The organism is Pseudomonadota bacterium (genome assembly GCA_036339585.1).
Taxonomy (GTDB): Bacteria; Pseudomonadota; Alphaproteobacteria; order UBA8366; family UBA8366; genus UBA8366.
The window spans coordinates 94,816-118,878 of record JAYZAS010000012.1 but is presented as its reverse complement, the minus strand read 5'-3'; the positions used below and the strand labels follow the sequence as shown (position 1 = coordinate 118,878).

Annotated in this window: 20 protein-coding genes and 1 tRNA gene; 10 read left to right on the top strand and 11 right to left on the bottom strand. The window is 43.6% G+C overall.

The genetic code is table 11. The features are described from left to right. The first annotated feature begins 26 nt into the window (after positions 1–26). Genes VX941_09120 through recJ form a run of 4 tightly spaced genes read left to right on the top strand, consistent with a single transcriptional unit; the run spans position 27 to position 5,340 of the window. The gene (locus VX941_09120) at positions 27–1,262 is read left to right on the top strand and encodes an LL-diaminopimelate aminotransferase (GenBank protein MEE2933569.1); all 1,236 of its coding nucleotides are present in this window, start codon (positions 27–29) and stop codon (positions 1,260–1,262) included. Beyond that, the gene (locus tag VX941_09115) at positions 1,259–2,551 is read left to right on the top strand and encodes a homoserine dehydrogenase (protein MEE2933568.1); all 1,293 of its coding nucleotides are present in this window, start codon (positions 1,259–1,261) and stop codon (positions 2,549–2,551) included. Before VX941_09120 ends, VX941_09115 begins: the two co-directional genes overlap by 4 nt. Before the next feature lie 36 nt (positions 2,552–2,587). Then, on the top strand, positions 2,588–3,580 hold the full coding sequence (glpX, locus tag VX941_09110; protein MEE2933567.1) for a class II fructose-bisphosphatase: 993 nt from the start codon (positions 2,588–2,590) through the stop codon (positions 3,578–3,580). Next, positions 3,577–5,340, top strand: coding sequence for a single-stranded-DNA-specific exonuclease RecJ (gene recJ / locus VX941_09105; GenBank protein MEE2933566.1), 1,764 nt, complete (start codon positions 3,577–3,579; stop codon positions 5,338–5,340). The genes glpX and recJ overlap by 4 nt, the downstream gene beginning before the upstream one ends. A 16-nt stretch (positions 5,341–5,356) precedes the next feature. On the opposite strand, the gene VX941_09100 is transcribed toward recJ, so the two are convergent. Continuing rightward, positions 5,357–6,604: a flagellar hook-basal body complex protein gene (locus tag VX941_09100; protein MEE2933565.1), complete on the bottom strand. Its 1,248-nt coding sequence runs from the start codon at positions 6,602–6,604 to the stop codon at positions 5,357–5,359. Positions 6,605–6,887: 283 nt separating this feature from the next. Between VX941_09100 and VX941_09095 the strand changes: the two genes are divergently transcribed. Beyond that, positions 6,888–6,963: transfer RNA gene (locus VX941_09095), tRNA-Glu, on the top strand. Between the two features lie 73 nt (positions 6,964–7,036). Here the strand turns inward: VX941_09095 and VX941_09090 are convergent. Together VX941_09090 and VX941_09085 are read right to left on the bottom strand one after the other, a co-directional pair. Continuing rightward, a complete protein-coding gene (locus VX941_09090; protein ID MEE2933564.1) occupies positions 7,037–7,246 on the bottom strand; it encodes a tyrosine-type recombinase/integrase in 210 nt (69 codons plus the stop codon). Between the two features lie 84 nt (positions 7,247–7,330). Further along, positions 7,331–7,930 (bottom strand): tetratricopeptide repeat protein, encoded by a 600-nt coding sequence (locus VX941_09085; protein ID MEE2933563.1) that lies wholly within the window; start codon positions 7,928–7,930, stop codon positions 7,331–7,333. Positions 7,931–8,087: 157 nt separating this feature from the next. Between VX941_09085 and VX941_09080 the strand changes: the two genes are divergently transcribed. The 3 genes from VX941_09080 to VX941_09070 all read left to right on the top strand — a co-directional run bounded on the left by VX941_09080 (position 8,088) and on the right by VX941_09070 (position 10,633). Then, positions 8,088–8,297 carry a hypothetical protein gene (locus tag VX941_09080; protein MEE2933562.1) on the top strand — a complete coding sequence of 70 codons (210 nt, stop codon included), beginning with the start codon at positions 8,088–8,090 and terminating at the stop codon, positions 8,295–8,297. 124 nt (positions 8,298–8,421) lie between these two features. After that, positions 8,422–9,873 carry a sulfatase-like hydrolase/transferase gene (locus VX941_09075; protein MEE2933561.1) on the top strand — a complete coding sequence of 484 codons (1,452 nt, stop codon included), beginning with the start codon at positions 8,422–8,424 and terminating at the stop codon, positions 9,871–9,873. A gap of 427 nt (positions 9,874–10,300) precedes the next feature. Next, positions 10,301–10,633 (top strand): hypothetical protein, encoded by a 333-nt coding sequence (locus VX941_09070; GenBank protein ID MEE2933560.1) that lies wholly within the window; start codon positions 10,301–10,303, stop codon positions 10,631–10,633. Positions 10,634–11,202: 569 nt separating this feature from the next. On the opposite strand, the gene VX941_09065 is transcribed toward VX941_09070, so the two are convergent. Together VX941_09065 and VX941_09060 are read right to left on the bottom strand one after the other, a co-directional pair. Further along, a complete protein-coding gene (locus VX941_09065; protein ID MEE2933559.1) occupies positions 11,203–12,900 on the bottom strand; it encodes a carbamoyltransferase N-terminal domain-containing protein in 1,698 nt (565 codons plus the stop codon). Next, on the bottom strand, positions 12,897–13,661 hold the full coding sequence (locus tag VX941_09060) for a ferritin-like domain-containing protein (GenBank protein ID MEE2933558.1): 765 nt from the start codon (positions 13,659–13,661) through the stop codon (positions 12,897–12,899). The genes VX941_09065 and VX941_09060 overlap by 4 nt, the downstream gene beginning before the upstream one ends. Between VX941_09060 and VX941_09055 the strand changes: the two genes are divergently transcribed. After that, a complete protein-coding gene (locus tag VX941_09055) occupies positions 13,644–14,618 on the top strand; it encodes a hypothetical protein (GenBank protein ID MEE2933557.1) in 975 nt (324 codons plus the stop codon). The two genes, VX941_09060 and VX941_09055, sit on opposite strands and share 18 nt — an antisense overlap. A 332-nt stretch (positions 14,619–14,950) precedes the next feature. Here the strand turns inward: VX941_09055 and VX941_09050 are convergent, their stop codons facing one another. From VX941_09050 to VX941_09040, 3 genes are all read right to left on the bottom strand, one after another. After that, positions 14,951–15,775, bottom strand: a complete 825-nt coding sequence (locus VX941_09050; protein MEE2933556.1) for a cytochrome c — start codon at positions 15,773–15,775, stop codon at positions 14,951–14,953. An 87-nt stretch (positions 15,776–15,862) separates the two neighbouring features. Next, positions 15,863–16,351 carry a cytochrome c gene (locus VX941_09045; protein ID MEE2933555.1) on the bottom strand — a complete coding sequence of 163 codons (489 nt, stop codon included), beginning with the start codon at positions 16,349–16,351 and terminating at the stop codon, positions 15,863–15,865. Between the two features lie 442 nt (positions 16,352–16,793). Then, positions 16,794–18,287, bottom strand: a complete 1,494-nt coding sequence (locus VX941_09040; protein MEE2933554.1) for a choice-of-anchor I family protein — start codon at positions 18,285–18,287, stop codon at positions 16,794–16,796. Positions 18,288–18,708: 421 nt separating this feature from the next. Here VX941_09040 and VX941_09035 point away from each other — a divergent pair, with 421 nt between their 5' ends. Continuing rightward, entirely contained in the window at positions 18,709–20,694 is a 1,986-nt protein-coding gene (locus tag VX941_09035; protein MEE2933553.1) for an aconitate hydratase, read from the top strand. A gap of 35 nt (positions 20,695–20,729) precedes the next feature. On the opposite strand, the gene VX941_09030 is transcribed toward VX941_09035, so the two are convergent. The 3 genes from VX941_09030 to VX941_09020 form a co-directional block, all read right to left on the bottom strand. Continuing rightward, positions 20,730–21,485, bottom strand: a complete 756-nt coding sequence (locus VX941_09030; protein MEE2933552.1) for an SDR family oxidoreductase — start codon at positions 21,483–21,485, stop codon at positions 20,730–20,732. A gap of 184 nt (positions 21,486–21,669) precedes the next feature. Beyond that, positions 21,670–22,572 (bottom strand): endonuclease/exonuclease/phosphatase family protein, encoded by a 903-nt coding sequence (locus VX941_09025; protein MEE2933551.1) that lies wholly within the window; start codon positions 22,570–22,572, stop codon positions 21,670–21,672. A 238-nt stretch (positions 22,573–22,810) separates the two neighbouring features. Continuing rightward, complete coding sequence (locus VX941_09020; protein MEE2933550.1) at positions 22,811–23,311, bottom strand: hypothetical protein; 501 nt, start codon at positions 23,309–23,311, stop codon at positions 22,811–22,813. Between the last annotated feature and the right edge of the window lie 752 nt (positions 23,312–24,063).

Sequence of the window (24,063 nt, the reverse complement as noted above, 5' to 3'; positions counted from 1 at the left end):
TAACATTCTAGTTACTGGAATAACTAATGGACGATAATTTTTATCGCATAAAAAGGTTGCCGCCTTACGTGTTCACTGCAGTCAATCAAATGAAGGCGGAGGCGCGAGCGTCAGGGGAAGATATAATTGATTTTGGTATGGGAAATCCAGATAGCGCAACCCCTCAGCACATCGTGGATAAGTTAGTAGAAAGCGTTAAAGACCCCAAGACACATCGTTATTCTAACAGCCGTGGAATTCCGGGGTTAAGAAAAGCAATGGCCGCTTATTATCAGCGCCGTTTTAATGTGGAGCTTGACCCAGAAAATGAAATTATCGCGACTTTGGGGTCGAAAGAGGGGCTTGCAAACCTAGCTCAAGCTATTACGAGCCCCGGCGATATGATCTTGGCACCAAATCCATCCTATCCGATCCATGCTTTTGGTTTCATAATTGCTGGCGGTTCTGTGCGTCACCTGCCAGCTTACGTCTCAACTCCGGAGGCGCGCCATGGATTTATGGACGCTCTAGAGAGAGCTGTTGCTCGTTCAATCCCAAAGCCTCTCGCTGTTGTCATAAATTTCCCGTCTAATCCAACTGCCGAGGTTGTATCTTTAGACTTTTTTGAAGAAATTGTTGATTTTTGTAAACGGCATGAAATTTGGATACTTTCTGACTTAGCGTATGCAGAAGTGTATTTTGAACATGGACCACCACCCTCTATACTTCAGATTAAAGGTGCACGAGAAATCGCGGTTGAATTTTCTTCGCTAAGTAAGACTTATTCAATGCCCGGTTGGCGTCTGGGGTTTGCTGCGGGCAACAAAAAACTCATTGCTGCTTTAGCTCGGGTCAAGTCCTATGTAGATTACGGTGCATTTACGCCTATCCAAGTTGCGGCAGCAGCTGCTCTCAATGGTCCCCAAGACTGCGTTGAATCCATGCGAGAACTTTATCGTAAACGTCGTGATGTGCTTATAGATGGGCTTGCCAGCGCAGGTTGGGCTGTGCCAAGCCCCAAGGCTACGATGTTTGCATGGGCTCCGTTACCTCCCGAATTTGCGAATTTAGGTTCATTAGAGTTTTCTAAGTTACTTCTCTCAGAAGCTAACGTTGCCGTTTCACCTGGCGTTGGTTTTGGCGAGTATGGTGAGGGGTATTGCAGATTAGCCCTTGTAGAGAACACGCAGCGAATCCGACAAGCAGTTCGCAACATAAAAGTCTTTCTTGCTAATAGTGATAAATATTTAGAAGCTGTTCAGAGTAAGGTCGTTGCGGAATGACTGCACCGCTCAGGATTGCCGTAGCTGGCCTCGGCACAGTCGGCATGGGAACAATCGAAATTTTGCGGGCGAACAGGCAAATTCTGGCTCGAAGAGCGCAGCGCCCTTTTGAAATTGTTGCAGTATCTGCGCGGGACCGAGGCCGTGATAGAGGTGCTGATATTTCTAATTTCTGTTGGTACGATGATCCAGTAAAGATGGCTGCTGAAGTTGAATGTGATGTTGTGCTTGAGCTCATAGGTGGGGGTGGGGATATAGCAAAGAATGTGTGCAAAAGTGCGATTGCCAAGGGTCGTCATATAGTAACCGCGAATAAAGCATTGTTGGCATTGCATGGGACGGAGCTGGCAAGATATTCTGAGAGCGCTGGTGTTGCATTTTGTTACGAGGCTGCTGTAGCTGGCGGTATTCCGGTGATAAAAACACTACGCGAAAGCTTAGCTAGCAACAGCGTAAGCCGTATTCAGGGTATTCTTAATGGAACATGTAACTTTATCTTAAGTTCAATGCGCACAACTGGGAGTGCTTTTGGGGAGGTTCTTGAAGAGGCGCAAAAACTTGGTTACGCTGAGTCAGATCCAAGTTTGGATATCGATGGTATTGACGCAGCCCATAAATTAGCGATTCTTTCAAGTATCGCTTTTGGTACGGAACTCGATTTTGAGGGAGTACACGTTGAAGGGATTAGGTCGATAAGTGCGGAAGACATAGCTTTTGCTGATGAACTTGGATTTCGTATCAAGCTCCTAGGTATTGCAGAGAAAACGCGAGCGGGAATTCGGCAACGCGTTCATCCTGCAATGGTACCTATTTCTGCTCCGATATCAGCAATTGAGGGCGTGCTTAACGGCGTTTCCATTGAGGGTGATTTTGTTGGGCCAGTTATGCTGGAAGGTGCCGGGGCCGGTGGCGGGCCAACAGCATCGGCTGTTGTAGCCGATTTGGTAGATATTGCTTGTGGTCGTATTATGCCTCTTCTGGGGATTTCTTCTAATTATCTTACCCGGTCCACCATAGACCCAATGGAGGACCACAAAGGTGCATATTTTATTCGTATGATGGTTTACGACAGACCGGGGGTATTAGCGGACATATCTGCTACATTGCGAGACCATGATATCTCAATTGAAGGCGTCATTCAACGGATGAGATCTGCCACCGAGGCTGTACCTGTTGTGGTAACCGTTCATGAGACAACCGAGCGTTCAATGAATGCTGCGATGAAAAAAATCTCCGAGATAAAGGCGATACAGCCGCCAATACAAGCTATAAGGATTGAACGAAGCTAGAGAACATGCATATAAAAGTATCGGAGGGAGGGGGAAATGAGCAACATATCCGTTAACATGGAACGAAACCTCGCGTTAGATGCCGTACGGGTTACCGAGGCAGCTGCGCTTGCGGCTTCACGATGGATGGGGAGAGGCGATGAGAAGCAGGCCGACCAAGCTGCCGTAGACGCTATGCGCGAGGCTTTGAACGGTTTGTCTATAAAAGGAACTGTGGTGATCGGTGAGGGCGAACGAGATGAAGCGCCGATGCTATATATCGGCGAAACTGTAGGTAATGGCGAAGGCCCTGAGCTTGATATTGCTTTAGATCCGCTTGAGGGTACCACTATTACAGCCAAAGGCGGTACTAATGCATTAGCTGTTGTTGCCATGGCTGAGAAGGGTGGTTTTCTTAATGCACCTGATGTTTACATGGATAAGGTTGCGGTAGGGGCCGGATTGCCCGCCGGTATTGTAGATCTAGACAATTCACCGGCTGAGAATTTACAAGCTGTGGCGGATGCTCTTGGAAAAGATATCAACGATGTTGTTGCATGTATCTTAGACCGTCCTAGACACGCTGATCTTATTAAGTCGGTTCGTGATATGGGCGCTCGAATACTTTTGATTTCTGACGGCGATGTATCTGGGGTTATGGCAACATCAGATCCTAATAGTGGCATAGACATTTACCTAGGCAGCGGCGGTGCTCCTGAAGGGGTGCTTGCATGCGCCGCTTTACGTTGCATAGGCGGCCAGTTTCAGGGGAGACTTTTGTTTCGCAATGATGATGAGCGCTTGCGAGCAGCAAAATGGGGTATCGAAGATCTGGATCGAAAGTACGATCTAGAAGAGTTAGCAAGCGGGGATGTAATGTTCGCAGCTACGGGCGTTACCGACGGTACGATATTGCGTGGTATTCGTATGAAGGTAGGAAGTGCTCAAACTGAGTCTATAATAATGCGATCTAAAACAGGAACTGTGCGCATCGTTTCGGCGCAGCACAATCTTGATCGCAAGCCTATGGGGTTTGCAATTAGAAAATGAGTTATGGCCCAGCTTATTTGGGTGTGGAGCAATCGATTGGTGGCAAAAGATGGGAGGTTGTCGATTCAGATGAACGCTCTGGTCTGGTCCTTGCCCAGAGGTATGGGCTTCCTGAAATCGTCGGCCGTCTACTAGCAGCAAGAGGAGTGGGCGCGGATCAGGTGGATGATTTTTTAGATCCGCAAATTAGAAGATTATTGCCTAACCCCAGTTCTTTAATGGATATGGATCTCGCCGCTAACTGTTTGGCCGATGCAATACAAAAAGGCCAAAAGGTTGCCGTTTTTGGTGACTATGATGTTGATGGAGCTACTTCTTCGGCACTTCTTAAAAGATTCTGGAGAGCTGTCGGCCGAGATTTAGACATTTACATTCCAGACCGACTTACAGAGGGCTATGGTCCGAATTTGCCTGCAATGCAAAGAATGAAGGAACAGGGCATAGAGTTAGTGATAACAGTCGATTGTGGCATTGTTGCGTTTGAAACTCTCGCAGGTGCTCGCAAAGCTGGTATCGATGTAGTTGTGGTAGACCATCATCAAGCTGAACCGCGGTTACCTGATGCAGTTGCAGTAGTTAATCCAAACCGCCTTGATGATACATCTTCGGAAGGTCATCTTGCAGCCGTCGGTGTAACCTTTTTATTGGTCGTAGCCTTAAATAGGGTTCTTCGCCAACGCGGATGGTATAATGATCGCGCTGAGCCAGATTTATTACAGTGGCTGGACTTGGTTGCCCTTGGCACTGTTTGCGACGTTGTCTCACTCACAGGCGTAAATAGGGCTCTAGTCAAACAAGGACTCAAAGTGATGGGTGCTCGCAGAAATGCTGGTTTGAGAGCTCTTGCTGATACAGTACATCTTACTGAACAGCCGGCTGCGCACCATGCAGGGTTTATCCTTGGCCCTAGAGTTAACGCGGGAGGTAGAGTTGGTGAGTCTTGGCTTGGTGCTGCTCTACTCTCCACAGAAGATGAAGGCAAAGCTGTTGAAATAGCTCAACGGTTGGATGTCTATAATCAAGAGCGCCGCTCCATAGAAGCAGCTTGTCTTCAATCCGCAATTGATATTGTTGTAAGCAATGCCAATAAAAATTTTGCCTATGCTGGCTCTACGGAATGGCATCCAGGTGTAATTGGGATAGTTGCCGGTCGTCTTCGAGAGCGATTTAATCGCCCTTCTTGTGTTGTGGCATATGATGGAGATCACGGTAAAGGCTCGGGAAGATCAGTGAAAGGCTTTGATCTGGGAGCAGCCATTGTGGCAGCACGGCAGGCTGGATTGTTAAGCTCAGGTGGTGGGCATGCAATGGCTGCTGGGTTTGTAATCCAGCGCAATAATGAACAGTCATTCTGTAGTTTTATGACAGAGCGTATTGGCGATCTGCAAAGGGAACTGACTCCAGTTTATCGAATAGATGGCGCCATTCAGCCCATAGGGGCGAATAATGAATTTTTGACTGCCATTGAACGTTTGGCGCCGTTTGGATCTGGGAATCCTCAGCCGAGGTTTGTCCTTCCTAGAGTTCGAATCGTCAAAGCTCAGCAAGTTGGGTCAGACCATGTGAGTTGTATTGTGGCTGGAGAAAACGGTGGTCGGCTAAAAGCAATTTCTTTTCGTAGTCTTGGGCAACCGTTGGGTCAGGCATTAATCCAAAGTAGCGGTAGTCCACTACATCTTTGTGGCACCTTAAAATTAGATCATTGGCAAGGGCGTGAAACTCCTCAACTCACAATTGATGATGCTGCTGCTGTATTTTAGTCATGTTATGAGCGTTCTATTGTTTAAGGTTAGTAGCTGTTCGTGTCATCTCTTCTGCCACAGTAAATGCTCGAACATTGGATGAATAGGCATGTTGATTTTCAATTAGTCGGCTGAATTCAAGTTCCATGCTTGTGGTTGATTCCTCTAGAGAGCCAGGAATGAAACTGCCTTGGTCGGTCGCGTCAGCCTCATATAACTCCGCGTCACCTGAATTTGTTGAGAGGGCATAATGAGTATGGGTTCGAAGGTCCATAAGGTTCGGGCTCGTCACTACTGTAACCGGCAATTTATAGAGGCTCTTACTCTCACCATTACTGAAATTGCCCGAGATTATTCCATCTTGGTTAAAACTTATGGTTTGAAGAGAGCCCTCTACATTGCCATTGCGGGTTATTCGACGTACTATGTTGTTACCCGCGTACTGGGTTACGTTCGATATATCCAACGTAATTGTGGTTGACCCGCCATCTGGATCGGTAAATGTAGGGGTGATATCAGTAGTCGTGTCAGAAGTTAGATTCCCCGAAGCATCAAAGGTGAGTGCCGTTGTCGGTACTACCCCTGTGGTGAGATCACTATTTGCTACCTCGATATCAAGATCCCATGCATTTGTACCAGACTTGGTGAACGTCAACTTCATCGCATTTTCATTGCCATCTTCGTCAAAAACTCCAATTTTACTAGCGTAAGTCGACCCGGTCGCAGCGTCGGCGGCAAGATTAGCATTATACAAGGCAGTGGTGGTGGCATCTGGTTCATACACATGGGCAGTTTCGTCAATCTGCAGTGCAACAAGTGATTCCAAACCCGTGCCGGTCGTAAATGAGGCGCCGTCACTATCAGCAGGCCACCCAAAGACAAATTGACCCGATACGTCGGTTATATAGGTTTCTTCAGTGCCGCTGGTGTCAATCATGGTTAATCCGAATTGCCCGCTACGCGTGAATTGGAATTCGTCACCACCAGATATGTCAGCATTTGTCACAAAGAAACCTTTTCCTTGGATCGCGATATCAAGTGGCCCGTTTGAACTGCTGACTTGTCCAGCTTGATCTATAAATCGCTGCAATACGGGCTTGACGCCCCCAAATGAACCGCGAGCGCCATCACTTTTGCCTGCAATTTGTTCAGCAAATCGGGTGCTTGCAGCTTTATAGCCTGGAGTTCGTGAATTTGCGATATTTTCGCCTATAACATCATATGACTTCGCATTAGAGCGAATTGCCGAAATTGATGGGGAGAAATTACCAAGCAAAGTCATTTGGGATGCCTTAGAATAAACACCACAAGAAGTTCTTTCCAGCGTGGTTAAATTGAACTACCAAGAAAAATCGCAATAATTGTGCCACCCTTATTCACTCACAATGTATGATTATCAATACTATTTTTGCCAAGTCTGATGTTTTTAGACGGAGATAGGAAAAAAAACCGGCAAAATTTGCCCTCAGAGCATTTTTTGCCTACTTTGACACTTTTTAGATAAATATCTCTAAATCCATACTTGACGTTAGAAGCTGCTTAAGACTAAGTAAGTTTGCCCAGATGACCCCATCGTCTAGAGGCCTAGGACACCGGCCTTTCACGCCGGCAACGCGGGTTCAAATCCCGCTGGGGTCACCACTCTTTTTCCCAGAAATCCGGTTCTTTAGGCGTTTTATTTGTAAGAGTGCCCTCAAAGTGCCCTCATAGCTTTTTATTTTTTGTTGCTTAGATGTTCGCTATTAAAATCAGCCATCATCTCAGCATCAGAGTTTGGCATCAAATGTCCGTAGATTTGGTGCGTAATATTTGCTGATGAATGCCCTAAACGACCAGCAACAGTTTGCGATGCTTTGCCTTGTTGCAGTAGGGCACTAGCATGAATATGTCGCAGATCGTGGAAGCGGACGCGCGGTATACGCAACTTTTGCACCTAGTCCCTCATCCAAACGGTTTCGGATTTGTACCGTCATATTGACGATACCTTGATAGAAAATGATAGGCTTTCTCAACACCCTTTGTATTTCTTACGGACACATTCACGGGCAAGGTCTTGTGCTTTGGAGATGTCGGCAGGGGTCATATTTTTAGCAGCGATGTCTCGCACCTTACCACCACCTTCATTCCCATTAGAGGCAGCGATATTTCCCCACATGTGGGCATAGACCCAATCCCGTATGACCCCTTTTCCCAATCCGTACATCATACCCATATTGGTCTGGGCATTGGCAAATCCTTGTTCAGCAGCAAGTTTGTACCACTTCACCGCAGTCTTATCGTCCTGTGGAACACCTTGTCCTTTGTCGTACCTCAAACCCAGACTGTACTGGGCATTGGCATATCCCTGTTTCGCAGCAAGTGTGTACCACTTTGCGGCAGTCTTATAGTTCTTTGGAACACCTTGTCCGTCTCGGTACATCACACCCAGATTGTACTGTGACTTTGCGTGTCCCTGTTTCGCAAGAGGTTTCCATTCACGCACAGCAGTTGCGTAATCACCCCTCTTGTATGCGGCAGCACCCTTTTGGAAATCAGCACTCGCACTCATCCCCACACTTCCAAGAAGGATGGCGAGGGTCAGGCAGAGTGTTGCGGTCAGTTTTCTCATAAGCGCATTGTGCCAAATAACAAACGAGTTGTGTAGGGGAGGGCACCTCCCACCAAACTCAGTTATCCACATCTGCCCGTATTGACAGTTTCGCTGTGTACTGGAGAGTCCCCAGTACACGCATTTGCATTGAAATTGTTACGGGGAGCAAAGAACAATGCCTTTACTTCATTCAAGGGGGACTTCTTACTTATTGGCTGTAGCCTTTATGTTCGGGATTGCCGGAAATGTATCGGCGGCTACCAGTCCAGTCACGTTAAGTGATCTAAGCACTGACCTTAGATTGCTGGTGCTCGGTCTTAAATCAGAGGTAGATCGATTAAGTAAAGAGAACAAAAAACTATCTCAAGAACTTAACAATCTGTAGCTTCATTGTTTTGCCGAAAATTTTGGCGAAGTTCACAGGCAACAAAAAGGTGGTACTCGAAGACGACGACTAAATTTATTCATCTGTCTATATCTCGAGATATTTAGTAGTGGAGGGCCGAATAATGGGCAAAAATGTTCTCTTTATCATATCTGATCAGCATCAGAAAAATGCTCTTGGATGCTACGGGCACGAATTTGTTAAAACACCGAATATGGATAAACTTGCGAGCCGTGGTACGCGTTTTTCAACCGCTTATACTAGTTCACCAGTTTGTGTGCCGGCTCGTGCGGTAATAGCTACTGGGAAATATATTTTTGAAACAGGTTATTGGGATAATTGTTTTGCATACGATGGCTCGGTGCGAAGCTGGCACCACATGCTGAGTGAAAATGGGATGGAGGCAATATCAATAGGTAAACTTCACTTCACTCGCGAAGAAGATCCGTTTGGATTTACTCGTCAAATAAATCCCATGCACATCCACAATGGTGTTGGTGACCTTAGAGGATCAGTTAAACGTCCTATGGCTCCACCGTATACAAAATGGCGAGGGATCGAGAGGCTGGGCCCCGGAGAGAGCACTTACACAAAATACGATGCTGATATAACTGAAACTACATGCCAGATAATTAGAGAAAAGTCATCCAAGATTGACGATAAACCATGGACTATTTTTTCTTCACTGGTCTGTCCACATCCTCCTTATTGTGCACCGCAGGAGTACTACGACCTCTACCCAACTGACATAATGCCGAAGCCCAAATTGATAGATCCCGACTCAGAATTACATCCCTGGATGAGAAATTTGCAACGTAACCGTAACTTCAATGACTTCGTAAATGAGGATATCCGGCGTCGTATTATGGCTAATTACTATGGGTGCATTAGCTATGTTGATGCAAATGTCGGCAAAATTATTGATTGCCTTGATGAATGTGGTTTAAGCGATGACACAATTATTATTTATACTTCGGATCATGGTGAAAACCTAGGAACTCGCCAAATTTGGGGTAAGTCAAATATGTACGAGGAATCAGCTTCAATTCCGTTCTTGATCGCCGGAGGTGAAATCCCGGCGGGTAGGATTAGTAATACTCCCGTAACTTTGGCTGATGTTGCACCAACAATCGTTGATGCTGTTGGCCTTGCACCTTTGATTGAAGCAGAGAGTCTTCGCGGCATCTCACTTATGAATGTTGCCAGACAAGCAGATAATTTAGAACGGGTTGCCTTCAGTGAATATTATGGACCGGGTGCTGATCGTGCGGCATATATGATCCGCAAGGCGAAATATAAGTACATACATTATGTTGGCTACGAACCTGAATTGTTCGATCTAAATACTGATCCAGATGAGCTTATTAATCTTTCTGGACATCCAGAGCATCAGGAGGTTGTAAAAAAATATGAAAGAATTTTGCGACAAATTGTAGATCCAGACGATGCAGATAGGAGAGCTTATTTAGATCAATGTTCATTGATAGAAAAACACGGTGGCCGCAGCGAAATTATTAATAAGGGAGCGTTTCAAGGAAGTCCTGTGCCTGGTGAAAAGCCCATTTTCGTAACTTAATTTTTTAGTCTTCAGAGAGCAGCTCTGACTTCTAACTTTTATGTTACTCTTTTGTCCGGTTTGTCGGCTGATATAGGATATAGGTATTTGTATTTGGGTGGCTTCGGTTATGAAAATGACAGTGCCCTAGCGGCGACTGATGACGCCTATTTTAAAGGCAGACTTGTCCGACTGCAACGCCACGACTTCCGGATGGGTTTGAGATACGCGTTCTAAACGCTTGAGTGCGTCAAAGCTTTTGTGAGGCGAGGAGGCCGTTTTCAAAATTCAATTACGACAATCCGACGACTATACTTTTTTGATAACACAATGATGATGATTGGTGTTCTACAATGGAACTACTTCTAGAAATTCTGAAAAGCTTTTTATTTATGTAATCTAAGCGACTGGGGCTCGGGCATAGTTCCTGATACTTGAGGAGGCTCATATGACTAAGAAAACATGTCTGGCAATTGGCGTGTGGTTAGTGCTGGTGTCGTCGCCAGTGGTTATCGCGCAAGAAAAGCATTCTTGGCAGCCTGATAAGAAAAAATTTTGTGAAACCCTGAACAGCGAAATGAAGATTACTATGGGTAATTGGCTTTCCACTCTAAATGTTTGGACACTTTATGAAGATGCAAGAGGCAAGGCAACAAAAGCGGATAAGGATGCGCGAGCACAATATTTTGCTGAGCGCCGCAACACAGTAATAAAGACCCATCAGGACAATAGAAAAAAACTAAAAGATGAGGCGATTATCTGGGATGCTCTCTGCAAATAAGTTAATCCTAAAATGGGTCACATTGGGTCACGAACAACAGGGTACTGGCTGTAACAGGGTGTGATACCGAGAAAAATAAATCTCAGAAAACCGAGCTATTTGTAACCTTTTGATACTGAATAAACAGTATTGTGCTGTTTCAAATCCCGCTGGGGTCACCACTTTTTTTTGAAGGAATTCGCTACTGAAAGCGGTTGATTTGTATGGGTGCCCTCAAAGCGTTGCAAGTTGATGAACCTACAACTCAAAAAAAAGAGGTGAGTTAATCGAGGTAAGGAGCTAGGGTGTAAATGTGCTCTCAAAAGGGTCCAAAAACATTGCACTGCCTTTCATATCATACTTCCCAAAAATGCATGCTAATCGATTCTTTTTCAAAAATACCGTTCGCCTCAGAATGTTTTTTTAGAGGGCCAAGTATGTGAATGGTAGAAGTATATTTAAACCCTTCACAATCAGTACCAACAAAAGTGGAAAGATTATAAAGGCAAACAATATCGCCCGACTTTTTGAAGTGCCCCTAGCAATATGTTTTATTATTCTTGAGATATGAGAAAACATCCAAGGTCCATCTATATAATTAACTTATAAAGCCCTTTATCCGTTATTAGGTATTCCAAACCCATCCGTTGCATATTGACGTAACAATCAAAGTAATCACCTACAATCGGATCGCCCGATATATTAAATGAAGTGTTCAATAATATTTCGTCTTCCGCCAGCTCTAAAATTTCATACAGGGGGCTAATGTCTTTTTTTAATATTTGCAACCTCGCAGATCCATCGACATGTAAACAACAATTATACTGCGATGGCAACTCGGGTTTTGCAAATGCAATTAATCCCATCCAATTATAATTTCTAAGGGCATTTTTATTTAGGTGAAAATAATTTTCGGCGGTTTCAGAAGTCATTGCGGGAGCCAAAGGCCGAAAAGATTCCCTCTTTTTTATCAAGGTATTTAATCTTTGTACTACCGGAGCTTTACCGGCCGAGCAAATGATCGATCTAAAACCCAAGGCTCTTGGCCCGATTTCATTACCGCCGAGGAATGTACATATAATGTTGCCGTTGTTTATAAGTTCAGCAACTTCAACATATGCATTTTCTTTAGCTACCAGCTGAAAAAGTTCTTCAAACAGCCCGCTTTTCGGTGGCGAAAAAGATCCCCCAAAAGCAATGTCATGTATTTTTACGGGTGACCTGTTTGCCATAATTTCAGCAAAATTTGCGGCTCCGATTGCCGCACCAGAGTCGCCAGGAGAAGGTGGCACAGTAAAATCACAAGCGCCCATTAGTTTACTTGCAGAGTGCATTGCGACACAGTTTTGAGCTACTCCTCCGCTTACGGTGATAGATGTTATGCCCGTTTGTTCAATGCCCCAAGAAATTGTACGGCATATTATTCTTTCTGTAACATCTTGTGCAGATGCTGCTAAGTCTGCAAAATCTTTAAATCTATTGGCATCTTCTATTAAATCATTTTCTTGAGCTGCAGGACCAAATTTCTTTAAAAACAAGTCAGAGTAACTCGTAGTGACAGATCTATGAAAATTAAACCATTTTAGGTTTAATTTAAGTTCTGGACTGCTAAATCGGATGACATTTTTCAATAAAAATTCTGAATGTATTGGCTTTCCGTAAGCTGCCAAAGCCATAAGTTTAAATTCCCCCTCATTTGTATTAAAACCACAGTATTCTGTTACTGCTGAGTAGAACAATCCGAGTGAGTTAGGATACTGATCTTGTCTCAAAATTTGGAGGGAGGACGGAATTCCATAAAAAATTGATGAGCAGATTCCATCGCCTACCGCGTCGAAAACAAAATGAAGTGATTGTTGTGTGGAGGGACCTTTTTGAAAAGGGGTAGCACTTAATACATGGCTAAGGTGATGAGGAGCGAACAAAATCTTTTGCTCATCTATCTTCAAAACCTTTAATATTTTCTGGCTAACATTTGCAGGGCCACTCCAGAACTGTTTTAGCTGATTTTTCAGCAACTCCATCCTATCAAGTGGGCGTTTGAGAGAAAAATTAACGCTAGAAAACCAACCTCTGAGAGGTTTTTCATAAAAACAAATAAAATCTACATTCGTATCGTCCAAATTATATTTATCGATAAGGAAACGGAGGGCTCTGTGAGGAAACTGGTTGGTGCCCTTTACACGAGTTAGGGTCTCCTCCCTAACAAACTCAATAATAGACCCGCCCTCTAATAGACATACACTACTATCATGAAAGTATCCAGATAATCCTATAGTGTAATTCATATCATACTGGATGCATTTTTACTTGAATATATTTCTTTATTATTGAGTGGACGTATTCGGAATACTTTAGAAAAGGGGAAAATTAGCATAATTGCAAAGAACATAAAGAAATTTTCAAGTGCTGTTTTCAAAAACATTTTACGAGCTACTAGGTGACGGATTTTGTTAGTTACGAAGTATTTCTTTGCCAATACTGCATTAGCGAATGGCCTGCCTAGCTTGTCGAGAAAACCGAATGATAATCTTGCATGGCGTTCTTCATCCAACAATAATGCCTTGAAGTCAGAATTGAGGCTTTGTGCTGTTTTCTCGTGTTCTACTTCATCTGCAATGATTTGATTTAATTCTTTATTAGTTTCTGGTTCAATATCTCCTATGTCACTTGAGAGCTTAGTAAATAGTTTTTTTGCTTCCTGTTCGTTAACTGCGACAAAAGCAGCAAAAGCTCTCAAATTCATTTTTTCAAATAGAAAATATTCCCCGTCTATAAACCCCCGCGCAATTGTAAATCGAGGCTGGAAATAAGAGGTTGAAGATTTTTCTTTTACTACTTTCAAAAAAAAACTTGTGTGTCGATATTCATCTAAGCAATGATTAAGAAAACCTTTGGCTAAGCCCCTGCTTTCAGTGAGTTTGGCAGCATGGAGCATTTCAATGGCCGAGGAGAATTCAGCGTAAGCGAAGTCAGTTAGTGTCTCACTACTGATTCCTTGTTTTTTATTACTAGCTCTGGAGTTTGTAATTTGACCATGCACAAACATCAGAAATCCAATCTCGATCTATTTTGGGTAGTGGTATTTTCTTTTTTTGTTTTTAACTTGGTAATTTTTGTTAGAGATGCTGCCTCTTCCTGTTTTTCCTTTATACCATATGGTTATAACGGAGAATACTCGCATCTGCCTTCTGAGCGAGATTTCTGTTATTTTTTTGGTGGAAAAAAAGTTTATATGCAAACATCGGGGCAGAGTGGACGATATATTGGTACCGGTGCCTTGAATAACATTACTGCCTTTGGTGAAAGCCAATTACTTGGCATGGATTGGTCAGACAGGAATGAAAAATATCCACATGATCTGACTAGGATATTAAAAAATAAAAATATAACTATTTTTGCGGCACCTAATAACGGGCCTTTGCAATCATACAACCAAATGAAATTTTTAATTCAAAATAAAACCGTAAAAAGTAATGACATTATAATAGGATTTAATTTCGGAACAGATATTTTTAGAGTAGATCCACTCTGGGATCCGGATAATTTTATACCACTAACTTCAACTGATCTTGTCCGGATATTTAAAATCCCATTTTATCACGATTTAATGCTAGCTGCAGCTAGGATACAAGGGAAATACTTTGGATCTAATGTGGGTAATTCGAAATCAATCCGGAAACACTATTTCTCCAAAAATTTCAGCCATCGCTTAACGCATGTCCGTACGTGGCTGTCTCGAATTAAAGAATTACAAAAGACTGTATCTAATAAATTCAAGATTATTATTTTCCCTCCTTACTGGTACCTAGGAAGCGAAAACGCTGAGAAAAAAAATATTGAAGCCGACTATCAAACGCTAATTTGTTCTATCCACAAAAGCAAGGTCTTCGACGTCATTCACATCTCTAAGCTGAATTTTAACTCATTTGATATGGCATATGATGAAAGGCATTTTAAAACTGGAGCTTTAGATATTGTTATCAGCGATACATGTCAACGGTAGTGCATTAAACCGCCTGTTAAATTTCTTGCCACGCACATGAAAGACCGGTTACGGCAATGCCGTAACCGATCAGAAATGTTGCTAGCAGCCGCCGCCACCGCCACCGGTAGCTTTGCATGCTGTTAGTACTGCAAAAGAGGCAAGAACACCTGCCACATACAATTTTGGATACAATTTTTGTTTAAAAACTTTCATGATAACCCCTCTTAAAGTTCCATAAAAGATAGGATTATATTTTATTTAATCCAATCTAGTTCTAGATCATACCACAATCGGTGCTTTTTGTTTAGAACATTAAAAATAAGTAATTAACTTTTTCGAAATGCTTATACTTAATGTAGTGATTTGAGATATACGGCTATAGCCTCAACATCAGCAGGACTTAGCTTTGAAGTTGAGTTTTCTATAACTTCAGCCATTTTCCCGCCGGCAAAGTCGCCCTCTGGTGTCATTCCGCTAGATAAGTACTCTTCAATATCTTGTTTGGTCCATGAGAATATTCCTTGACTATTTTTAGATGTTAGATCTGGAATTTTTCCATCAAGATCGCGAGGATTGCCACTGAGTTCCAACTTTAAGTTCATGGCGCCAAAAATGTTTCTAGGCGTATGACATTCTCCGCAATGCCCAAGTACTTTTACTAGATAAGCCCCACGTTTCCAATCCGCAGGGTTGAGATTATCAGGAATCACTGTGGGTCGTGTTTCAAAAAATAGGAATTGCCAGATATACATTAAGGTCCGAATGCTGAATGGAAAATCCAGTTCGTGCGGTTTGTTTGGCTTAAAATATGCCGGCTGAGATCTTATAAAGTTCCAGAGGTCCCGTAAATCCCGTTCTGTCATTGATTTATAGGACGTATATGGAAATACAGGATAATAAGGCATGCCATCTGGTGCTTTGCCTTCTGTCATAGATTTACGGAATTCTTTAAAAGTCCAACTTCCTATTCCAGTTACTTTATCTGGCGTAATGTTTGGACTGTGAAAAACGCCGTATGGAGTTTTTATGCGCCGACCTCCTGCCATCGGGAGAATATTGGCGCCAGCTCTTGTTTTTGTGTGGTCTTCAATTCCGTGGCAGCTACCGCACCCAGATGAGTTGTATATATATTGTCCTCTTTTTAATTCTGTTGCTTGCGGTTTTTTGTTTAGCATGAGGGAAATAATCGCTAGGAACACAATACCGAGGATCTGATGGAAGGACATATCTTTTAGTTTTGATCTAATTGCATCAGCCTCATTTTAATTTGCTTTGGGTCCTCGGAACTGTTTGTGGCACGCTCTACAAGCTTCTTTGCCCAGTAATACAAATGTTTGTCCCAGCTCATCAGTCAGACCTTCTGAGGCCTGACGAACAATATTGTTTGCATTCCTGCGCATTGCATCATTAGCTTTTTCGAAAGCCGGCCACTCATCCCAAATCTCTTGAATTGACCTTGTTTTTGTTTCATTAACATCAGGTCTGCCCGTTCCTTTAACAAAAAGAGGTAGAAATTTGTCGGCTGCCGCGGCAAGAACTTTGGCAGCTGCACTAACCTCCTCGATTGATCCTTTACCTTCCTTCACATATGCCTTTATCACTCTGAAGTTAACAAGAACATCTGTGCGCATGAGTTTGATACGCTGCTCAATCACAATGTCTGTTTCTGCCCTTACTGGACCAATATCTATAAAATAGATAATTGAAAAAACTAAAAACAATATCGTGTTCACTTTAATCACTGAGTTCATTGTTTTGTCCACATTGTCTGATAAAGAAGTTCATTAATCCCAATAAAACTATAATTTTCTCCCTGAAAAGAGATAAGGAAAAAGTTATTCGTGACCTATAATAATTACAACAATGATTGTAGATCCAGTCTTTCTAATGAGATCAGTCCCACAATTTTTTGCGTACAAATCAGGATTATTCCGTGCTTTCGCATACAGAGTAAAAATTTACCAACTCAGCTAATATCTTATCTTTGGCATCGTGTATAAGCTTTGCAAAATTTAAAATTTAATGTTTGATTATATGCTCAAGTCTTTTGATCAGAAACGCTAAAAATAATTTCGTACCAGCAAATTGCTCCCGCTTGCAAGGACGCAAGAAGCACTGTCAGAGTTTCTCGTCAGTAGGTTTTAGCATGAGTCGTATGTAGTTGATTATTCAATAAACTTGCAAAAATTGTGGTCAATTGATCTCGTAAATGCCGACCGTACCCGTCATTTCGTATGCAATTGCAAGGAGTGGCCTTCCGGTTGGGCTGTCTTTAGCTGCAATGAACTCAAGACCCTCTGGCGATTTGTGATTGGCGGAAGGCATCATGTAGCCAACCATATGAGGATCAGATGGTAGTGTGATGTCATACGCGAAAATCGCATTATTTCGTTCCATACCAATGAAGGCATAAATCCTGCCTTCGATCTCGCCAAGCGCCAGTGCCTCTGGCTCGGGACCTTTGTCATCCGATCTGTCGTCTACTTCCTTTACACCACCATTAGCATTGAAGGATTGTGGAGACCGCTTTGATATGACGCGCTCAAAGGCGTTACCACTATCGAACACAAGTGTGCCGTTTGCCATCCAGATCGAAAATGACCGCCCACCGTAGGCAAAGATGAGATCGTGGTCGCCGTCGCCATCCGTGTCACCCATAGTCTTTGTGGTCTTCAGTCTGCCAAGATGCTCGGGCTTCTGTAATTCCTCGGCGTTTGGAAACATAGTGCTATCCAGAGTGAGTTTTGCTACGCGGGTCTCTTCAGAAAAGCCATTATAATTCTTTGCATCACCTTCATTGGCGGTCACAAAATAAGTAGCTCCTTTCACATTATAAGCTGCAATAGCATCTGGCTGATACATCATTAGCACAGGCCAACGCCTCATATTTATACCGCCATCCTTATTGGACATATCGTGGCTCGTTCGAGATACATTCTTCACGCCAAGGCCGACCACTTTCAAGATTTGTGCGGACTCGACATCTATTACAGCGACTGCATTGTTTTCCTGAAGTGTTACATAGGCGGACTTTCCATCCGGGGCGAAGGCTACATATTCAGGTTCGGCATCGATAGCAAAGCTGCTGCCGGTCTTAACAATCCGACTTCCAGCCGGAGCATCGACACCTGCCATAGAAAGCTGCGTGACTTTAGCTTTGTCTACACCGGCTCCAAGATCAACAAGAGTAAAACTACCCTCTGGATCAACCGCGTAGTCATCCGAAGGCTCGCCCTCGTTGGCAGTCAGCAAATAGCGTCCATTTGGTGAGAACGCCACATTGTCCGGGAGTGAGCCTGTTTCGAAGGCGGCTAGCAAATTACCGTTAGTGTCGAAAAGTTTCAACATTCCTGGTGCATCAGCTGTTTTGGCTTTTATCGTTGCAGCAACAAAATCGTTATGCACTGCAACCGCAGTGACATCGCCGCCGCTCAGATCTAAAGGATCCATCATTCTGAGCTTGGTTGGGTTCGCTATTGATATCCGCTCTATTGTCCCTGTTTTGGAAGCTGTAACCATGAAGCTTTGTGATCCGCCGTGGTACTTGATCATTTCCGCATAGCCTTTACCATTTCCGATTTGGATTTGGCTGATTTCTGTCATTTCAAGTGCTTTAGCAGCCAGAGTCGAAGAGAGGAGAAGAGCTGTTGCGAACGTAAGCGTTTTTTCTATGAGAAAGTTTGACATAATTGGCTCCGAAAATATCATTTTGCCGATACAACGAAAGAAGTATTTCGATTTGGTTTAATTATTTTTAAGATTTCGTGATTTTCGTCGTAAGTGTAGTCACTCTTCCAACAAATATTGGTATAAATGAGTAAGTTGGACTTGCTACACAGTTGATAAGTTACTGATTTTATGGGAAGCGCTAAATCCCGCTTGGGTCACTACTTTTTCTCAGAAATCCGATGCTGGCACTTTATGTCGTTCTGGATAGATAGACATAATTGTACCCGCACTAGGGCGGCTCGAAGATTTGCTAAACAGTAGGAAAAAGTGATGTGTCTCTTGCTACAATTTGACAAATAAAAGTAAAATGAGAGAGCGTCATAGCTCTTCGAGGTGGAAGCGTGTCGCCATAGATTGGTTTAATGTAGGGGGAGACTGCATGATGGCCACCAAATCAGAATTAAATGTTACTGAGAAACTGATTGAAACACACCTTGTTCATGGCAGTATGACGCCGGGCGACGAGATCTCACTTAAGATTGATCAAGGGCTTTGTCAGGATACACTTGGGCTTCCCACAGCATTAGTACTTGAGGCGCTGGATATAGAGCGCATTCAGATGGAGGTTGCTTGTCAATATGTTGATCATAATCTACTGCAGACCGATAATCGTGCTGCAGAGGACCATCAATTTTTGAAGACAACTTGCCAGAGATTTGGCATGCACTACAGTCCAGCTGGCAATGGTATAAGTCATCCGGTGCATATGGAGCGCCTTGGTCGGCCCGGTGCAACGTTAATAGGTGGTGATAGCCATACTTGTTCAGCCGGTTCACTTGGAATGCTCGGTATGGGGACCGGGTCAATTGAGGTTGGCATGGCACTAGCTGGCATGCCGATTTCTATCGTTATGCCAAAAATATGGGGTATAGAGCTTACCGGAGAATTGAATGATTGGGTGAGTGCTAAGGATGTAATTTTAGAAATGCTCCGACGATATGGTGTCAAGGGAGGGGTAGGCCGGATTATAGAATATTATGGTCCGGGTCTTCGCTGCCTGACTGCGATGGACCGTCATGTAATCGCAAATATGGGGGCTGAACTAGGCGCAACGACCACCGTTTTTCCTGCTGATGGTGAAGTGCAGCGATACCTCAAAGCAGTTGGCCGACATGAAGAATTCACTGAAATTATTGCCGACAACGGAGCTACATACGACATTTATGATAAAATCGAGCTTTCGGCACTTGAACCTCTAATAGCTAGGCCCTCAAGTCCTGGAAACGTTGTTCCAGTGCGAGATTCTGCTGGCGAAAAAATATCGCAGGGTTATATCGGCTCATCAGCTAATCCTGGTTATCGTGATTTTGCTGTAGCTGCGATGATGGTAACAGGTCAGATCAAGGCGGAATCTGTATCTTACGATGTCAACCCGACGTCGCGCGAAATGCTCGCTAATCTCCTTGATCAGGGACATCTCGCTAGCTTGATAGCTTTTGGTGCCCGTATGCATCAAGCCGGTTGCAATGGATGTATGGGAATGGGGCAGGCAGTAGCCAGTGGTACTAATTCACTTCGTACTACACCACGCAATTTTCCTGGTCGCTCTGGTGTGAAAGGTGATCGTGTTTGGCTTTGCAGTCCAGAAGTGGTCACCGCAGGTGCGATAACGGGAGAAATAACAGATCCCCGGGAGCTAGATATCGAGTACCCAAAGGTCACACAGCCTGACCAATGGATTGCTCTACCGGATGCGCTTATTCAACCGTTGCCGATTGAGGAGGCAAAAAGGATAACAATACAAAAGGGGGTCCATACCGCACCCTTACCTGAGATAAAGCCTTTTCCAGAACGTATTGAGCTTCCTGTTTTAATCAAGCTAGGTGATAATATCGATACCGATGCCTTGGCACCAGCAGGAGCGGAGGTATTACCTTATCGCTCAAACATTCAGAAAACCGCTGAATTTACGCTTATGCGCGATGATCCAACCCTAGCCGAACGGGCTCTTGCTATTAAGGATGATGGAGGGCATCTGTGGATTGGAGGGGAAAATTTTGGTCAGGGGTCTAGTCGCGTGCATGCAGTTTTAGCGCCGCAATATCTAGGATTAAAGATAGTCATTGCTAAGAGTTTTGCGCGTATCTTCTGGCAAAACATGATAAATGGTGGGCTATTGCCAGTCACCTTCGACGATCCCCGTGATTTTGATAAGATAGAGGTGGGTGACATTCTAGTCCTTGAAAAGGCGCGCGAAGCTATCGCTACAGGAACCAAAATTAAATTAATTGTAAAAGACAGAGATTTAGTAATCCCCATCAGCCATATGCTTTCGCCGCGACAGGTGGAAATTTTACTTGAGGGGGGGATCATCAATTGGGGTCGAGCAAAGTTGCCAGGTGGGAAAGGCTCAAAGGCAGCATAACGAATAGCAAAAGCTTGCTGGCTTTCGAAATTAGATTAGTGAGGCATGCAATAGGCACCATTTAAATGGATGCTTTGACCGCTAATGTATGTCGCATATGGGCCAACTAAAAAGCGAATACAGTTTGCCATATCTTGCGGCACACCGCGTCGCCTAAGAGGAGTACTATCGGATAAATCGGGCGTGGCCAACTCACCGGAGCTACCCATTCTATCAGTATCAAAAGAACCCACGACGGCGATATTACAAGTAATGTTATATCTTCCTAGATCGCGCGCCATACCGCGTAGCATTCCGGCTTGCGCGTCTTTGGCTGCCGGATTCTTACCATAAGCAGCTGTGTAAGCCTGCATACCATGCACCCCTACTATTGCGCCGCCCCCGCGATTAATCATCGAAGGAACACATGCGGTGGAGAGACGAAAACTACCGTCTACTGCAACTGCCGTGGCACGTCGCCAGTCTTTAAAACTTCTTTCCAAAAACGGAGTATCAATGCGGATCGCCGCATTGAGAATCAAGATGTCTACTCCGCCAAAAGATTTTGTAGTCTGATATATTAAATTATCCACGTGTGCCTGGTCGGTAATGTCGGCCATGACTGGTATAGCCCTTCCGCCAGAGTTTACTATATCTTGGGCTACCTCCTTGCATGCTTTTTGATCGTCTACTGCGTTGATTGTGACTGCTGCTCCGGCGCGAGCGAGTTCTTCTGCTACCGCTTTACCAATATTGCGAGCACTCCCGGTAACAATCGCCACTTTCCCATCAAGTTCCTTATTCCGATTCATCTTGTCTCCCAGGTAAATTGTTTATGCACGGGAATGTACCTTTTGGTACCGCAATTGGCTCTACAATGGTAAATGAGAAACGCACTTCTCTCCTTCCTTTGCCGATCCCAATGCTAGTCTTAACAGTTGGTATTGCAGGAACTTGGTCACGTTAATGCGATTTTTACAGAGTAGTTCCTGCCTGCTATTTTTTGAGCAGCACTCGAGTAACAACACCATAGTGATCCGATGCATCCCAATACTCTTTATCCATTAAATATGTATCTATGACCTGATAAAATTTTGGATCAATCCAGATTGCATCAATTCGTCCACCGTGATCGGGATGATGAGAGCCGTTCAATGTACCAACCCGTTTCAAAAGCCTGCTACCGGGAGTGTTGACTTGGTCGGCGCTGTCAACAAGCTTAAGCGGCATCTTCCGCATTATTGGATCATCCGGCCAAAGGTTGAAATCACCCATAACCGATACCGCGCACGTGAATTCATTAGCAGTGTCGGCTGTACGCTCAATTGAGACCCCGTCACCAAGATCCTTATCTTTGTGGATATTAATAAAGACGTGTGATTTGCCATTAATCTCCAAAGTGACTACAGCGTTAGATCTAGTATTACCACTGCCGGTGCTTAGGGAATCACGAAATGCAGAGGTGATCGGAAATTTTGAAAATATTGCGACGCCCCACCAGTCACCCGGGCCAACGGTGCCGTGCGGTGTATATGCGTAATTCATTTCAAGAAGTTCACCTAATTCTTTTTCTTGCCCTTCGAGTAGCTCCTGGATTGCGACAACATCTGCTCCAGTAGAACGAATAGCCTCTGCTATACGCGGTAGATCTTTTTCCCATGCCTGGGTCTGATAAGGGCTTGTTCCCGGTGAAGCCATGCCGATACCCGTCCTTATATTGTAGGTTAATAAAGTTAATTCATTAACTTTATGCCTCTTTGCTCCGTGAGCGGGCTCCGGTGAAGGCGCTATATTATAATATGTCTGACATGAGGACAGGGGTAGCAATAATACAACCAAGACTATTATCTTAAATTGTAGCAATGATGCTTGTTGCCAAACTTTCGCCCAAGCTAGCATTTGCATGTCCCATCTAAGATGCAACTGTATTTCGCGCAAAAGGTGATTGAGGTCTTCCTTGGTAAATGAAATTTAGGTGTTGTATTGCATTTAAAATATTTAAAAAAACAAGCCACAATGCACGTATTCATTCTGTTGATCCTTCATGTTAATTCTTACTAATTTTTGTAAATGCCTTGAAGGCGGATCCTGTTAACGTCCTGGAGACATTATTGATATTCACATTTTAAACAAATAGCTATCGAACATGTTTTGATGCGCTAGTTTTATGTGATTGAATCATATAGCCGAATTGGAGCCAGAGAGCATGACCGAGCGAGGTGGGCATAATTGTTAACACCAGTGAAAAATTTTCTTCTGCGCAAAGACATGGACGTGTGTCTGTCCAACTTAATTGATTGTAAACGTTACAGATTTTGGTAAGGAATTTTTTCCGCTCTGTACCATTTGATAAATTTTTCGCTTCATCAAACCAATTCAACATTTGAGCTAAGTCAGTTGCCAATCGAAACAGTGTGTTTTCTGGTTCACCGCGTCCGGCCTCAAATTCACTCGTCAAACCTTTGGCGTTTGCAAAATTTAGTATTGCGGCAAGCCAGTCTTGCTTTGTTATCGTAAGAGCTAATTCACGGCACGGGTTGTGATCTTTGGGAGCGAAAGGTCTTACGGTTTCTTGTTGTTGACCCTTTGGGAATAGCCATAAGGCTCGGTCGAGATCAGACAATTCCTTTATGGACATTTGAAACTTGTCTGTTATTGGATTTCTATCACCGTCGGCAATAAATTATCTGGATACTGATCGTTGCCAATTAAACAATACCTGCATCGTAAATCCTACTATTGATCTAGTTGATATGGGGTCCGCATACGTTCATCACAGGAATACTGCATTCCGTCAGCTATTTGACCGTGTCTTAGTATGTTGGATAAAAAAAATGATCACAGCATATATATAGGATGATGCCCCTAAAATTATTAAAAAATCTGCAGGCTCTTTTGGCTGTGATAATGAATTGATCTGATCATTGAAGAATAGAAAAAATAACAACGGACCCGATAATTGTAGAGGCACAACTAAAAACCACATCATAATATTTTGACGCCACCTATTTTTGAAATACGAAAGGGGGAATGTCACAAGAGCGACTGCAAAGATGCAGCACAGGATATGTATAAAAATATTTATGAAAAGATTTGCATAAAACCCTGCGTACAGTGGATAGCCCCAAAATGCAGTAAGCGCCAGAGGAGCTGCAAACGGGTAGCACATAATAAAATATGATGTGATTCTGGCCACTGATACTATTCCAAACAATCATAAGCTTTTTTGATATTTCATAGAACTACTCACTAATGCCACGCTCATTTAAGCTATGGAGTAAAAGGGGGAAATGTTACAGAGAAAATTCTAATTTTCAGTATTTTCATATTCTTATGTTCAACGGTTAAGGAAGGTAATTCTGAAATATGGAGTTTAATTTACCAATAAAA

What these genes read in the sequence shown, in the direction of transcription:
- VX941_09120 (MEE2933569.1), top strand. Translation starts at nt 27, where the DNA reads ATGGACGATAATTTTTATCGCATAAAAAGGTTGCCGCCTTACGTGTTC.
- VX941_09115 (MEE2933568.1), top strand. Translation starts at nt 1,259, where the DNA reads ATGACTGCACCGCTCAGGATTGCCGTAGCTGGCCTCGGCACAGTCGGC.
- glpX (MEE2933567.1), top strand. Translation starts at nt 2,588, where the DNA reads ATGAGCAACATATCCGTTAACATGGAACGAAACCTCGCGTTAGATGCC.
- recJ (MEE2933566.1), top strand. Translation starts at nt 3,577, where the DNA reads ATGAGTTATGGCCCAGCTTATTTGGGTGTGGAGCAATCGATTGGTGGC.
- VX941_09100 (MEE2933565.1), bottom strand. Translation starts at nt 6,604, where the DNA reads ATGACTTTGCTTGGTAATTTCTCCCCATCAATTTCGGCAATTCGCTCT.
- VX941_09085 (MEE2933563.1), bottom strand. Translation starts at nt 7,930, where the DNA reads ATGAGAAAACTGACCGCAACACTCTGCCTGACCCTCGCCATCCTTCTT.
- VX941_09080 (MEE2933562.1), top strand. Translation starts at nt 8,088, where the DNA reads ATGCCTTTACTTCATTCAAGGGGGACTTCTTACTTATTGGCTGTAGCC.
- VX941_09075 (MEE2933561.1), top strand. Translation starts at nt 8,422, where the DNA reads ATGGGCAAAAATGTTCTCTTTATCATATCTGATCAGCATCAGAAAAAT.
- VX941_09070 (MEE2933560.1), top strand. Translation starts at nt 10,301, where the DNA reads ATGACTAAGAAAACATGTCTGGCAATTGGCGTGTGGTTAGTGCTGGTG.
- VX941_09065 (MEE2933559.1), bottom strand. Translation starts at nt 12,900, where the DNA reads ATGAATTACACTATAGGATTATCTGGATACTTTCATGATAGTAGTGTA.
- VX941_09060 (MEE2933558.1), bottom strand. Translation starts at nt 13,661, where the DNA reads ATGTTTGTGCATGGTCAAATTACAAACTCCAGAGCTAGTAATAAAAAA.
- VX941_09050 (MEE2933556.1), bottom strand. Translation starts at nt 15,775, where the DNA reads ATGCTAAACAAAAAACCGCAAGCAACAGAATTAAAAAGAGGACAATAT.
- VX941_09045 (MEE2933555.1), bottom strand. Translation starts at nt 16,351, where the DNA reads ATGAACTCAGTGATTAAAGTGAACACGATATTGTTTTTAGTTTTTTCA.
- VX941_09040 (MEE2933554.1), bottom strand. Translation starts at nt 18,287, where the DNA reads ATGTCAAACTTTCTCATAGAAAAAACGCTTACGTTCGCAACAGCTCTT.
- VX941_09035 (MEE2933553.1), top strand. Translation starts at nt 18,709, where the DNA reads ATGATGGCCACCAAATCAGAATTAAATGTTACTGAGAAACTGATTGAA.
- VX941_09030 (MEE2933552.1), bottom strand. Translation starts at nt 21,485, where the DNA reads ATGAATCGGAATAAGGAACTTGATGGGAAAGTGGCGATTGTTACCGGG.
- VX941_09025 (MEE2933551.1), bottom strand. Translation starts at nt 22,572, where the DNA reads ATGCTAGCTTGGGCGAAAGTTTGGCAACAAGCATCATTGCTACAATTT.
- VX941_09020 (MEE2933550.1), bottom strand. Translation starts at nt 23,311, where the DNA reads ATGTCCATAAAGGAATTGTCTGATCTCGACCGAGCCTTATGGCTATTC.